General features: G+C 71.3%; 9 protein-coding genes. 1 reads left to right on the top strand and 8 read right to left on the bottom strand.

Going from position 1 to position 11,986, the window contains the following annotated elements; all coding sequences use genetic code 11:
• Positions 1-95: 95 nt before the first annotated feature.
• From OHB13_RS01160 to OHB13_RS01140, 5 genes are all read right to left on the bottom strand, one after another.
• Positions 96-866 (bottom strand): fibronectin type III domain-containing protein, encoded by a 771-nt coding sequence (locus OHB13_RS01160; RefSeq protein WP_328374877.1) that lies wholly within the window; start codon positions 864-866, stop codon positions 96-98.
• Between the two features lie 112 nt (positions 867-978).
• On the bottom strand, positions 979-1,584 hold the full coding sequence (locus OHB13_RS01155; RefSeq protein WP_328374876.1) for a hypothetical protein: 606 nt from the start codon (positions 1,582-1,584) through the stop codon (positions 979-981).
• Positions 1,585-1,775: 191 nt separating this feature from the next.
• On the bottom strand, positions 1,776-1,958 hold the full coding sequence (locus OHB13_RS01150; protein WP_266860237.1) for a CsbD family protein: 183 nt from the start codon (positions 1,956-1,958) through the stop codon (positions 1,776-1,778).
• 118 nt (positions 1,959-2,076) lie between these two features.
• Positions 2,077-3,699, bottom strand: coding sequence for an alpha/beta fold hydrolase (locus OHB13_RS01145; protein ID WP_328374875.1), 1,623 nt, complete (start codon positions 3,697-3,699; stop codon positions 2,077-2,079).
• A gap of 554 nt (positions 3,700-4,253) precedes the next feature.
• Entirely contained in the window at positions 4,254-4,919 is a 666-nt protein-coding gene (locus OHB13_RS01140; RefSeq protein WP_266860241.1) for a transglycosylase SLT domain-containing protein, read from the bottom strand.
• A gap of 766 nt (positions 4,920-5,685) precedes the next feature.
• On the opposite strand from OHB13_RS01140, the gene OHB13_RS01135 reads away from it, so the two are divergent.
• Positions 5,686-6,141: a cyclic nucleotide-binding domain-containing protein gene (locus OHB13_RS01135; RefSeq protein WP_328374874.1), complete on the top strand. Its 456-nt coding sequence runs from the start codon at positions 5,686-5,688 to the stop codon at positions 6,139-6,141.
• A 43-nt stretch (positions 6,142-6,184) separates the two neighbouring features.
• On the opposite strand, the gene araB is transcribed toward OHB13_RS01135, so the two are convergent.
• The 3 genes from araB to OHB13_RS01120 all read right to left on the bottom strand — a co-directional run bounded on the left by araB (position 6,185) and on the right by OHB13_RS01120 (position 11,869).
• The gene (gene araB, locus OHB13_RS01130) at positions 6,185-7,918 is read right to left on the bottom strand and encodes a ribulokinase (protein ID WP_328374873.1); all 1,734 of its coding nucleotides are present in this window, start codon (positions 7,916-7,918) and stop codon (positions 6,185-6,187) included.
• A gap of 164 nt (positions 7,919-8,082) precedes the next feature.
• Positions 8,083-9,594 (bottom strand): right-handed parallel beta-helix repeat-containing protein, encoded by a 1,512-nt coding sequence (locus OHB13_RS01125; RefSeq protein ID WP_328374871.1) that lies wholly within the window; start codon positions 9,592-9,594, stop codon positions 8,083-8,085.
• 97 nt (positions 9,595-9,691) lie between these two features.
• The gene (locus OHB13_RS01120; protein WP_328374868.1) at positions 9,692-11,869 is read right to left on the bottom strand and encodes an alpha-N-acetylglucosaminidase; all 2,178 of its coding nucleotides are present in this window, start codon (positions 11,867-11,869) and stop codon (positions 9,692-9,694) included.
• Positions 11,870-11,986: the final 117 nt, after the last annotated feature.

Below are 11,986 nucleotides of genomic sequence, written 5' to 3'. Positions count from 1 at the left end.
CGACCACTCACAGGTGGCACAGTGCGATCGGACGGGGTCCCGGTGGTCCACCGGGACCCCGTCCGGCTGTTCCACGGACCGACGGATACCGCGGCTCACGAGCCGTCGGGAGCCTTTCCGGTGGTCACGTGAGCCGTGTTGGAGCGGGTGCCGTAGTAGAACGCCCTGACCCGGTACGAGGCGTGCTTCTCGTCCGGCAGGGTGCTCAGGCCGAAGGAGTTGATGTCCGGCGCCAGCACCGCGACCACCCGGTAGGCGCCGCTGCCGCGCGTCCTGAGCTCCAGCAGCCAGCCCTGTTCGTCGCTGGCGTGATCGGTCCAGGTGAACCTGATGCCGTTCGCCCGCACGGCCGTGGCGCGGAGGCCCGTCGGGGTCCCTGCGCCCGGCACCCGCAGCGAGCCGGTGGCGGGCGCGCGCCCGGATCGGACGGTCCGCGGTCTCGCCCAGACGTTGTCGTCCTGCTTGTCCTTCGCACTGAGGCCGCCCGGGGGCAGATCGACCTCGACAGCGGAGGAGGCCGGCCCGTAGTAGGGGCGGAGCCGGTAGTAGAACGGCGTCTGCGGCATCAACCTGGGGTGGTGGTACGAGTGCTGCGCGGCCGGTACGTACTGCAGCAGCGTGTACGGGCCGCCCGGCGAGGTGGCGAACTCGACGGCGTGACCGGCCGCGCCCCGGTCGCTTCCGTCCGCCCAGGTGAGTGTGGCGTCGACCGGCGAAGTGAGCGCGGCGTGCAGGGTCCCGCGGGTCGGCGGGGAAGGCGCGGCGGATGTCGCCGTACTCAGGGCAGGGGCCGAACACCCCACCGGGGCGGCGCAGATGACGAGCGCGGCCAGACAGCGGAGCAGGGGGCGGACGCGAAGTTTCAAGGCGAGCCTCGTGGGGGTCGGCGGCCGGCGGGCACGGCCGCCGCGGGGTGCGGTCGGCCGGGACGGGGCTGCCCCGGAACGCAGGCACGAGCCGTCCGGGGCGGCCCGGCGCTCACTTGCTCCAGAACTTCACATTGCTCCAGGTGACAGTGATCGGGCCGTTCCCGCTGCTGGTGCGGTACGCACCGAACTTGTCGTAGTAGCTGCCGGACGGGCTGTCCACCGTGTTGGCCAGCGAGCCGTTGATGTAGGTGCGATGTGTCTTGCCGACCTGGTTGACGGTGTTGACGCGGACCGTCGCGCCGACGGTGCCCGCGTCGGACACCGTCGTGCCTCCCGCCACGGTGTACAGCCGGCCGCCGTTCTCCACGGCGAGCATGTAGTACGGCCCCTGGGAACCGCTGGTGTCCCGGAAGGTCTGCTTGAGCGAGATGCGGCTGCCGCCCATGCTGGAGATACGGAAGTACCCCTCGAACTGGTGCGTCCCGCCGGTGTACGTGTCGTAGCGCCGCTCCGCACGCTGCTCACCGCTGGTGTCGCCGCAGGTGAGACTGAACGTCATTCCGTCGGCATGGCCGCACCCCTTCTCCTGGACCTTGTAGCCCGGTGACTGAGGGGTCCAGCCGCCTGGCTCGACCTCGGCGTTCGCCTGGGGGGCGGCCATGAGCAGTCCGCAGACGGCCGCGAGACCGGCGGCCCATCGGTACCTCTTCACCATCACTCACTCCCATTTCTCGCTGAATGGCAGATCGAGCAGACCTTGAGCCGGTCAAGGCTGCGCACAGCGTAGGAGTGGTGCCCCGGAGCGACAAGACTGAGGCTGCCGCCGTCCGAACCGACGGCGCCCGAAAGGGCCGTGTACATGTGGCGGGCCCCCGCCTTCCGGCAGGGGCCCGCCGTGCGTGAGGCTCAGTCCCCAAGCGAGTCCTTCATGCCCTGGGCGCGGTCCTTCGCGTCACCGAGAGCACCCTTGGCCTTGCCCTTCGTCTGGTCGGTCCTGCCCTCGGCCTCCTGGCGCTTGTTGCCGGTGGCCTTCCCGGCCGCCTCCTTGGCCTTGCCCTTGATCTTGTCCATGGCGCTGTCGTCGCCCATCGCTGCTCCTTGTGCGGTGCGGATAGCTGGCCAGCTCACGGTAGGACTGTTCCGCGCGTACTGCCCGATATCGCGCCCAATGGCGCAGTGGCACCACCGGCGGCCACTGTCCGGTGCCTCAGCGCGCCGCCGGGCAGTGCCGTGACCGTGCGGGCGACTCGCTCAGCAGGAAGTCCGCCACGGCATCGGCCGGGCACCCCTTCGCCATGGCCACACCGTGGCCGGTCGCCTCGACGGTGACCATGGCGGCCCGGCCGCCGAACGCGCGCAGTGTCCGGCGGGCCTCGCTCACCGGAGTCGACGGGTCCTGGGTGTTCTGCGCCATGAGGATGTTGTGCGGACCGCGCGCGACCGGCTTCGGCGGGTGGTCGGAACCGGCCATGGGCCAGAAGGCGCAGGGCCAGATGTTCGCGGGTGACCCTGCCGTCAGGGGGAACTGCGCGTTGCTGTGGGTGACCGCCCGCCGGTAGCCCGCGACATCCTTCGGCCAGACGCTGTCGTTGCAGACGATGGCGTCCTGCGCGCTGAAGAAGTTGTCCGGGAACACGCTGTCGAACTGGAGCTTCGACGTCAGACCGGCGGGGATCGAACCGGCGTGGGCCGCACCGAGCAGCTCGGCGAGCCCCGGAAAGTAGCCCTGCTGTTCGAGCAGCGACTCCTCGGCCTCCAGCAGCAGGTTCCCGGTGAGGCTCTTACCGGTCATCAGCGGGAGCGGTGTCCCGTTGAGCTGCCGCACCGTGGACAGGACCGTTCGCCGCACGTCCGGTGCCGAACCGCCCAGATGGTAGGCGCTGTCCCGGGCCGCCACCCACCGCGCGAAGCCGCCGAAGGCGTCCTCGACCCCACGTCCCTTGTTCTGGATGGTCGCCTTCACACCGCCCGGCGGGACGACGCTGTCCAGGAGCACCCGGCCCGAGGTCGCGGGGTACAGCGAGGCGTAGACCTGCCCGACGAACGTCCCGTACGAGGTGCCCGTGTAGGACAGCGTCCGCAGCCCCAGGGCGATCCGGATCCGGTTGATGTCACGGGCGATGTTCACCGTGTTGAAGAACGGCAGTGCGGAGCCCGCGTGCTGAGTGCAGGCTCTCGCGACGCGCCGGGCCCACGCGACATTGGCGTCGATGCTGCCGTCGGCCGCCGGATAGGAGATGCCGGTGGCCGTGGTGCGGTCGGAGCGTGCGATGCCGCAGTGCAGCGGGTCGCTATGGCCGATACCCCGGTAGTCGAGCCCGTACAGGTCGGTGGTCCGGGTGACTCGTGCGGGCAGCGCCGACACATCCTGCGACGGCAGGTCGAGCCCGCTGCTGCCGGGGCCGCCCTGGCCTGTCATCAGGGAGTTCGGGCGGGGCGCCCCGGAGCGGATCCGGGACACCTCGATGGTGAGCCGGCGGCCGCCGGGGGCGCGGTAGTCGAGCGGTACGCGGACGGTCGTGCACTGCTGGCGCGGATCACGTCTCACCGGGGGGCCGCCGCCCGTACCGGCGTCCGCCGCGGGGCAGGCGCCCCACCTCTGCCCTGCCGTGCCGGACATGCCCGCGGTCGGCGAACCCGCCGTGCGTCGCTCGGCCCCGCCGCTGCACGCGACCGCCCCGGCCATGAGGGAAGCGACGACAGCCAGGGTGACCGGGGCGGGGTGCGGCCTCTCGCGCGGCGGTCGCGCGGCGGGCCGGCGGGTGAGCAGCCGGACCAGTACGACGACAGCGGCAGCGGCAGCGACGGTGTGGACACCGGGGCTATTCACGGAGACGGGGCCTTTCAGCACGACGGATGGAGCCGTTACCTGCTGAGTGTGTGGCCTGCGACCCGTGAGAACGGTCAACCGGCTGGGTGGAGTGTTGGGCGGAGCCCGGCCCCCCCCGGGGGTATCCGGCTCGGACGCCGGACGTACGGGACGGCGCGGCCGACGGCAGCGCCCCGGCTGCGGGCGCAGTCGGGGCGGTGGGGCCGGGGCGGGGGTGCGGAGGACGGCGGTGAGACCGTGTAACCGGGCCCTCCGGCCGGGGCCTGCCGTGGGCTGAGTGGCGGGGTCCCATCAGAGGGGGCGCGACTGCCCAACGAGGTGGGATGTCAAAGGGTGTTGGGGCCGATGTGATTCAACGGCCCGGTGATCCGGCCGATTTCGCTTCGGCCGGGGACGAACTGCGCGGGGGGTGAACTGGGCGGGGGACGAACGGCACGAGCCCGCCGGTGATCGCGGTCCGCTGGGGGATCCGCTGTCACCGGGGCTCGTGTCCGCCGTTCGTCCGGGGCTTTAGCTCACCCGCGTCAGACCGGTCCACGTCGTGGATCTGCGGCTCAGTACGCCGAGTTGACGTTGTCGATGGAGCCGTAGCGGTGGGCCGCGTAGTTGGCGGCGGCCGTCAGGTTCGCGACCGGGTCGGTCAGCTTGTCCGCGGTTCCGGGGACGTGGAACGTGTCGAAGGTGGGCTGGATCACCTGGAGCAGGCCCTTCGAGGGGACGCCGTTCTGGGCGTTGATGTCCCAGTTGTTCACGGCGTTCGGGTTGCCGCTGGACTCACGCATGATGTTGCGGTGCAGGCCCTCGTAGGTGCCGGGAATGTGGTGGGCCTTCATGATGGCCAGCGATTCCTTGATCCAGCCGTCGAGGTTGTTCTTGTAGATCGTGGGCGCCGCGGCCTTGTGCTTCGCGGCGCTCTTCTTGGCGGCGGCCTTGGCCTTCGCGGCCTTCGCAGCCTTCGCGGCCTTGGCCTTGGCCGCCTTCGCCGCCTTGTCGTCCTTCTCGCTCTTCTTGGCGGGCTTGGCAGCGGCCTTCTTCGGGGCGTCCTTCGCGGGAAGGCCGTTGGCGGAGACGGGCTTCACCGATGCGGTGGCCTGCGCGGGTATCTGGGCGCTGCTCGTCTCGGCGGTGGCGGCGAGGGCCGTGCTGGCTCCCACGGTCACGAGGACGGCGGCGGCGATCTTGTGCGTACGGGTGGTGCGGGGCAGAGAGATGCGGGGCATGCTGGCCTCTTCCAGATGGGGGACGTGACGTGCGGCCTTCGGCGGCGCAGTGGATGTGAACCGAGGGTCTTGGCCGCGTTCGCCGACTGGCGTTGGTCGCTGGCTCGTTCTCGGTGCTTGCCGGGATCCATGGTTAGCGCCCGTCTTCGGCGGTGGCAATGACCCTCTGTACTACCTCTCATCGTGAGATGGGGTGAAATGCCCGAAATCATGGCCGTTCTGCCGTGCGAGGCTGGGGGCGGGGGCCGACTATCGAGGGTCGTAAGTGACATAGGTCCTGTGGCTGGTGTCACCCCGCCAAACGCCCGGAAATGCCCTAAAAGTTGTGTGGGTCACAGGGGTTGGGGTGGTTTCCGGTGATTCAGTGCCGCTTCAGCGGGTAAATGTCCACGCCACTTCCGGTGGGCGCGGACTTCCGGGCCGTCGCCGGTGCGGACACGGGATCACCGTGTGCGAGGGGGAGGGGCACCACTGGAGGGGGCCTGGAGCGCCAGGGGGAGGGCACCGATACCGGCAGGGAAGGCCACCAATAAGGGAGCCGGAGCCCGAGGCTGGGCAAGGGCCAATGAGGGGGGCCTGGAGCTGGAGGGGGAGCGGGCGCCAATAAGGGGGCCCGGAGCCGAAGGGGATCTGGCGCCGGCAGAAGAGCCGGAGCCGGAAGTGACGGCGGCAGCGGAGATACCCTCGAAGCAAGGGGATCCCCGCCCGTCATCCGGCGATACGGCGGCCGTGGCGCGCGGGGCACTCAGCGAGGAGGTTCCCCACGATGACTTCCACCACACGGCTGATGAACGTTCTTCCCGCATTCCACCGTGAACGCCTTATGGATCTGGCCCGCGACGTCTTCTTCCCCCAGGACGCGCGGATCTTCGAGGAGGAATCACCCGCGGACAAGTTCTGGATCATCCATACCGGCACCGTGGCACTCGACCTGCACGTACCGCAGCGGGGCAGGGTGATGGTCGACACCCTGGAGGTCGGGGACCTGCTCGGCTGGTCCTGGCTCTTCCCTCCGCACCGGTGGCACTTCGGCGCCGAGGCGTTCAGTCCGGTCCGGGCCCACGAGTTCGACGCGGTCACCGCCAGGAAAGTGTGCGAGACCGATCCCGAGCTGGGCCTGGCGCTGGCCCGGTCCGTCGCCGAGGTCCTCGCCACCCGCCTGGAGGTCGCCCGTACGAAGCTGCTCGACCAGTACATGCTCCACGGGGCCACCGGCGTATAAGGACCCGGCCGGGCCGTACAAGGGGAGTAGCGCGGGGGAGCGGTCAGGGCTGCTGCGACGCGGGTACCGCGCTGCCGGTCACCGGCTGTGCCGAGGCCGTCACCGCCGTGCGGCGGAGCCGCCTGAGCCGGTGCATCACGTCGTTCGCGCCCCGGCCGAAATAGTCGTGCAGCAGGCAGTACTCGCCATAGAGAAGGTCGTACGCCGCCGACCTGGCCGGATCCGGCTCGTACACGGTGGGCCGGATCCCGCCCATCGCTGACGCGGCCGCATGAATGTCCCGGTACGCGCCCGCGGCGACCGCCGCGTGCATCGCAGAGCCGAGCGCCGGGCCCCGGGACGAGCGGATCAGGCTCAGTGGCCGCCGGGTGACATCGGCGTACAGCTGGGTCAGGAAGGTGTTCTCCAGCAGACCGCCCGCGAGGGTGATGCCGGTGACCGGCACCCCGGCCTCCTCGAAGGCCTCGATGATCCGTCGGGTGCCGAAGGCCGTCGCCTCCAGCAGCGCGCGGTAGACATCCTCGGGCCTGGTGGCCAGCGTCAGCCCCACGACGGTGCCGCTGAGCTCATGATCGACGAGCACCGACCGGTTGCCGCTGTGCCAGTCCAGGGCCACCAGACCGTGCTCCCCGACGGCCTGCGCGGCGCCCAGCCGGGTCAGATGCTCGTGGAGCGTGCGGCCCAGCCGCCGTGCCTCCTGCGCGCAGGACTCCGGGACCGCGGTCCGTACGAACCAGCCGAAGATGTCGCCGACGCCGCTCTGCCCGGCCTCGTAACCCCACAGACCGGGCACGATGCCGCCGTCGACCACCCCTGACATGCCCGGTACCGGGCTCGGGTCCGGCGAGCTCACCATGTGGCAGGCGGATGTCCCCATGATCAGGACCATCCGGCCGGCCCCGGCCGCTCCCGTCGCGGGCACGGTCGCATGCGCGTCGATGTTCCCGACACACACCGCGATCCCCTCGGGCAGCCCGGTCCAGCCGGCCGCCTGCGCGGTCAGACCGCCCGCCCTGGTCCCGAGCGCGCCGGTCGGGTGCTCGACCTTGCCGCTCACGAAGTCCCGGAATCCGGGGTCGAGCGCGGCGAGGAACTCGTCGGACGGGTGGGCGCCGTCCTGCAACAGGCCCTTGTAACCGGCGGCGCAGGCGCTGCGGACGTAGGAGCCGCACAGCTGCCAGACGATCCAGTCCGTCGCCTCGACCCAGTGGTCCGTCAGGGCGTACAGCTCCGGGTCCTCCTCCAGGAGCTGGAGCCCCTTGGCGAACTGCCCCTCCGACGAGACCCGGCCCCCGTAGCGGTTCAGCCACGGTTCGGCCCGCTCGGCCGCCAGGGCGTTGATCCGGTCGGCCTGGGGCTGCGCCGAGTGGTGTTTCCAGAGCTTGACGTACGCGTGCGGCCGCTCCCTGTTCTGCGGCAGCTCGCAGAGCGGTGTGCCGTCGGCCGTCACCGGGATCATGGTGCACGACGTGAAGTCCGTCCCCACCCCGATCACCCGCTCCGCCGGGACTCCGCTCGCCTCCAGCGCCCGCGGTACGGCGTGGCGCAGTACCCCGAGGTAGTCGGAGGGAACCTGGAGCGCCCACTCGGGCGGCAGCCGAGGGCCGCCGTGCGGGAGTGTCTCGTCGAGCACACCGTGCGGGTAGAGGTGCTCGGCAGCGCCCAGCTCGGCGCCGTCCCGTACCCGGACCACCACCGCACGGCCGGACAGGGTGCCGAAGTCCACGCCCACGACATACGAATCCTGGTCCCGGCCGCTCCCCGGCGCTGCGCTCACGACTCACTTCTCCTGCCCGTAAGGAGGGGCCGGCCTGCGCTGCCGGTTCCGTCGGCGGCGGCTGCGCGGGAGCGCCGCTCGCCGCCGGTCATCGTACGCGTCCGGGGTCCGGGCGAGGGTCTGCCGGGCCGGGACGTGGAACCGCAGCAGGGTGGTGCCGGAATTCAGCGCCCCTGGTCCGCACCGAGGTTGGGACGGGCGGGGATCCGGTGCCCGAAGTAGTCGAGGACCGTACCGTCGTCCACCGGGGAGCCCGCACCGCGCGCGGGGGAGCCGGGGCGCAGCCGGACATCGTCCGGCGCCGTGGGGTGTGCGGAGCGCAGCAGCGGGTCCGCCTCGACGGCGGCGGGGTCGCGGGGCTGCGCGGTGTTCCAGTACAGGTTGCCGGAGTACGTGCTGAGGGTGTCCGTGACCGGCGAGCCGCCCGCGGCGCCGACGAAGACATTGTCCGAGAACGTCACCCCGGTCTGGCCGTTGTCGGAGACCATCGCGGTGCCCGGACGGTCGGTGACCACGGTGTTGCGGTAGACGCGGGTGTCCGTGGTGCTGCCGCAGACCACCGAGATCACCCCGTAGGGGGCCGAGGTGTTCCGGTCGTTGATGCTGATGTTGTCGTGCACCCGGTTGCCGTCCGTGGTCGTGGTGGCACCGTTGCAGACCAGCAGGAAGCCGCCCTCGTTGTCATGGCTGTAGTTGTAGCGGTAGACGTTGCGGGTGTTGGCGCCGTCGATGTCGTACGCCATGGAGTCCCGGGTCCCGTGGCCCCCGCTCACCTCGTTGTACTGGTAGAGCACGTCATCCGAATTCCAGGCCCACACACCGGCGTTGTAGGCGGCGGAGCGCATGTTGAAGCCGTCGACGCGGTTGTGCTCGACCAGGGCCCCGCGCGCGTTCTGCACGACGATCCCGTCGCCGCCCGCGTCCGATACCTTGTTCCGGTCGATCACCAGACCGGTGATGGCCTGCCAGCTGCTGCCGGTCCCGTCCGGGTTCTCGGCCCGGTGACTCCACGTCGACGACGTCCCGATGCCGGTGCGGTCCGTGTGCCGGACGGTCGAGTCCGTGATCCGTACGCCGTCGAAGCGGGTCGGCACATCGGAGCCCTGCACCACGAAGAGGATGCCGCCGCTGGGGTCCGGGTCCTTGCTGTCCGAGCCGTTGACGTCATGGACGTCCACACCGTCGACGACGTAGTGGTGGCCGACGCCGAAGTCCCGCAGCAGGACGAGCAGTCCCGCCCGGCGGTCCGTGGTCGTGGCCGGGCCCGTGTCGGAGAGGTCGAGATCGCGCACCTCCCAGCCCTCGGAGTCGCGCAGCAGGACCGCGGCGCGTGCGCCGGCGCCCTCGATGTGCGGTTTGGCGCCGGTGCCGTACGCGCCGAGCCGGATGGGCTCGGCGGCCGTGCCCGAGCCGGTGGGGGCGAGTGTCCCGGTGCAGCTGCGCCCGCGCCGCAGCAGCAGCCGGTCGCCGGGGGCGTAGGCCCGCGAGGCCTTGGCGAGGCTGTGCCAGGCGCGGGCCGCACTGGTGCCCGGGGCGCTGTCGCTGCCGTCGCGGCAGTCCACGTAATAGGTGGTGCCCGTGTGGTGCTGGGCGGCGGCAGCGGTGGGCGCCAGTCCGGCGACGGCGGCCGCCAGCGTGGTCAGTACGGCCTTCGTTCGCAGCAGTTCTCTGAGCATGGCCGGACGGTAGCCGGGGCCCCGCCACCCCCGCCATGGACATATGTGCAGGGCACTTGGACCCCTGTGTGCGCGGTGGCGGCCGCCGCGTGGCGCGTCAGCTCCGGCCGGTGCCGGCGACCCTGCGGGCGATGCTCACGATGTCGCCGGACGGCTCCGCGCGGTACGGGGGATGGTCGCGGATCCAGCCGTCCTCGATCGCGTACCAGTCGATGTCCCGGGGCGCGCGGTGCTCGGCCAGCGCCGACTCCAGCTCCTTGAAGTACGTCTTCCAGCGCAGTGTGTAGAGCCCGCCGACCAGCCCGGCCCACTCGCGGTTCGCGTAGTCGCGCAGCCCGCCGTCGTCCGCCGCGCTTCGGTTGCCCCAGACGGTCAGGAGCGACACCGCGTCGTGGGCGAGCCGGTCCTTCTCGGCGCTGTCCGCGCCCCAGGACCTGGCGTCGGAGATCCAGCGCCCCAGCAGGAACCGGCGGTCGGTGGCGACGGTCTCCTCCAGCAGTCCCATCCACGCGAACCACTCCGCGGTGAGCCGCCGGAACGCCGTCAGGTCGGCGCCGTCGTACGCCGCCTTGACCTGCGGGAGCAGGGCGCGGCTGTGGTGGGAGAGCGTCTGGCGGGTGACATCGAGCAGGTCGTACCGGTAGGCGCTGCTGCGCCGCAACGCGGCCGGTACCGCCAGGAGTTCGGGCAGGGCGCGGGCGAACTCGGCGGTGTCGTAGCGCAGTCCGTCGGGCGACCAGGCCGCGCCGCTCCGCGCGGTCAGCGAGGGGCGGGCGCCGAAGAGGCCGTCCGGCGCCTCGCTCCAGCTGTCCTGGCGGGTGGTCCCGTACGCGGTGCGGCGCAGGATGTCCCAGGCCGCGGCCGCGTGCCGGTCGGGCGCCCCGTACCGCTCGGCCGACCACTGGTCGAACCAGGCGGTGAGGGAGACGGGCCCCTCGCTCCAGGGCAGGTCGCTGAAGAGCGCGAAGGCGGCGGGATTGTTGTCCGAGCCTTCGGGCATCAGCGCGATGCCGCTGAGGGCGCTGCCCTGCCGGGTGCGCCACTGCTCGTACAGGGCCGTCCAGTCGGGGGTGTTGGCCCCCATGGTGGTGTGTCCGCCGAAGTTCCAGATCGAACCGAAGGCGTACGGGGTTCCGGCCCAGTCCTTCTCGCGGTCGGTGACGGTCGGGAAGCGGTCCGAGAGACCGTCCACGATGAACATCTTCGACCGGTCGACCGCGTCGATGATCTCGCGGCGGGGGTTGGTCTGCCAGCCGAGTACGTTCCAGACGGCCCCGGGATGCGCGGTGCGCAGGGCCTTCTCGACGGCCTTCGCGGCCTCGCCCACGGGTACGTCCCCGGGGTTCCCGCCCTCGTGCAGCAGGTCGACCTTGTACATGTCCGAGTCGCCGAGGAGCGCGCTCTGGATCCGGTAGAAGGTCTCGGCGACCTGCCCGAAGACAGCGGTGCGCGGGTCCAGCCAGTCGGGGCGGGAGAACCCTGACCAGTCGCCCTGCGGTACGACACGGGCGCCCGGACTGCGGTCGGCGAAGCCGGGCGGGACCGTACCGAAGTAGCCGGGAAACACCGGCGTCATGCCCAGCTCGCGCACCCGCCCGACGATGCGCTGCGCGAGGCGCAACCGCCGGTCCAGGAGCTGCTGGGACACCGGTCCGCCGAAGCCCGACATGTTCTGCAGGAGCCACCACGGCTGGTGGGCCGGGCCCGGTATCCAGGCACGCAGCTCGGCGTCGCCGTACCCGAACTCCTGGAAGGTGCGGTGGTAGACGGTGTCCGCGCCCGCGTAGACCAGCACCTCGTTGTAGCCGTGCAGGGCCAGCACATCGAGTTCGTGCTCCCAGTAGTCCCAGCCGCTGTACGGGCCCGTGTAGCCGTCGTTGGTGTCGTTGAAGACAAACCGGTGAGCGACGTTCGCGGACTTGACCAGCGGCTTCCGCAGGCCGGGCAGCCGGCGGGGGAGACCGGTCTGCTCACCGTTCCACGAGAAGTGGGCGTACGCCGTCGATCTCAGATAGTGGTGCACCCCGGTGAGCTGCACGGCGGGGGTGGTGCCCTCGACCACGATCCGCCCGGTCGTCCCGGACACCCGGAAGGCGTCCGCGCCGTCCCTGGCCGGCACGGTGCGGAAGGTGACCTGGTCGCAGTGGTGGGGGAGGAGCCGCGCCAGCGCCCGGGAGGCCGCGGGCCGCTGCGCCGCCGCCGGGCTGCCGGGCGCGGCGCCGAGTGCGGCGGTGGCGCCGAGAGCGGTGATGATCGTGCGTCGGCCGATGTCCATGGGGCGACTCCCTAGCGGCAGTGGGGCGGACCGGATCACTGGGCGGGGATCTTAGGCGCAGATGCTGACGGCCGGTCAAGGTGCGCGTACGGGGGGAGTTGAGCAGGATGTGCGTGC

This window comes from Streptomyces sp. NBC_00440 (genome assembly GCF_036014215.1).
Lineage (GTDB): Bacteria > Actinomycetota > Actinomycetes > Streptomycetales > Streptomycetaceae > Streptomyces.
The sequence above is the reverse complement of the archived record's forward strand: the minus strand, read 5'-3'. Positions and strand labels throughout refer to the sequence as shown.

Bases quoted from the DNA above. Each gene is read 5' to 3' on its own strand.
- OHB13_RS01155 (WP_328374876.1), bottom strand. From the start codon at position 1,584: ATGGTGAAGAGGTACCGATGGGCCGCCGGTCTCGCGGCCGTCTGCGGA.
- OHB13_RS01150 (WP_266860237.1), bottom strand. From the start codon at position 1,958: ATGGGCGACGACAGCGCCATGGACAAGATCAAGGGCAAGGCCAAGGAG.
- OHB13_RS01140 (WP_266860241.1), bottom strand. From the start codon at position 4,919: ATGCCCCGCATCTCTCTGCCCCGCACCACCCGTACGCACAAGATCGCC.
- OHB13_RS01135 (WP_328374874.1), top strand. From the start codon at position 5,686: ATGACTTCCACCACACGGCTGATGAACGTTCTTCCCGCATTCCACCGT.
- OHB13_RS01125 (WP_328374871.1), bottom strand. From the start codon at position 9,594: ATGCTCAGAGAACTGCTGCGAACGAAGGCCGTACTGACCACGCTGGCG.
- OHB13_RS01120 (WP_328374868.1), bottom strand. From the start codon at position 11,869: ATGGACATCGGCCGACGCACGATCATCACCGCTCTCGGCGCCACCGCC.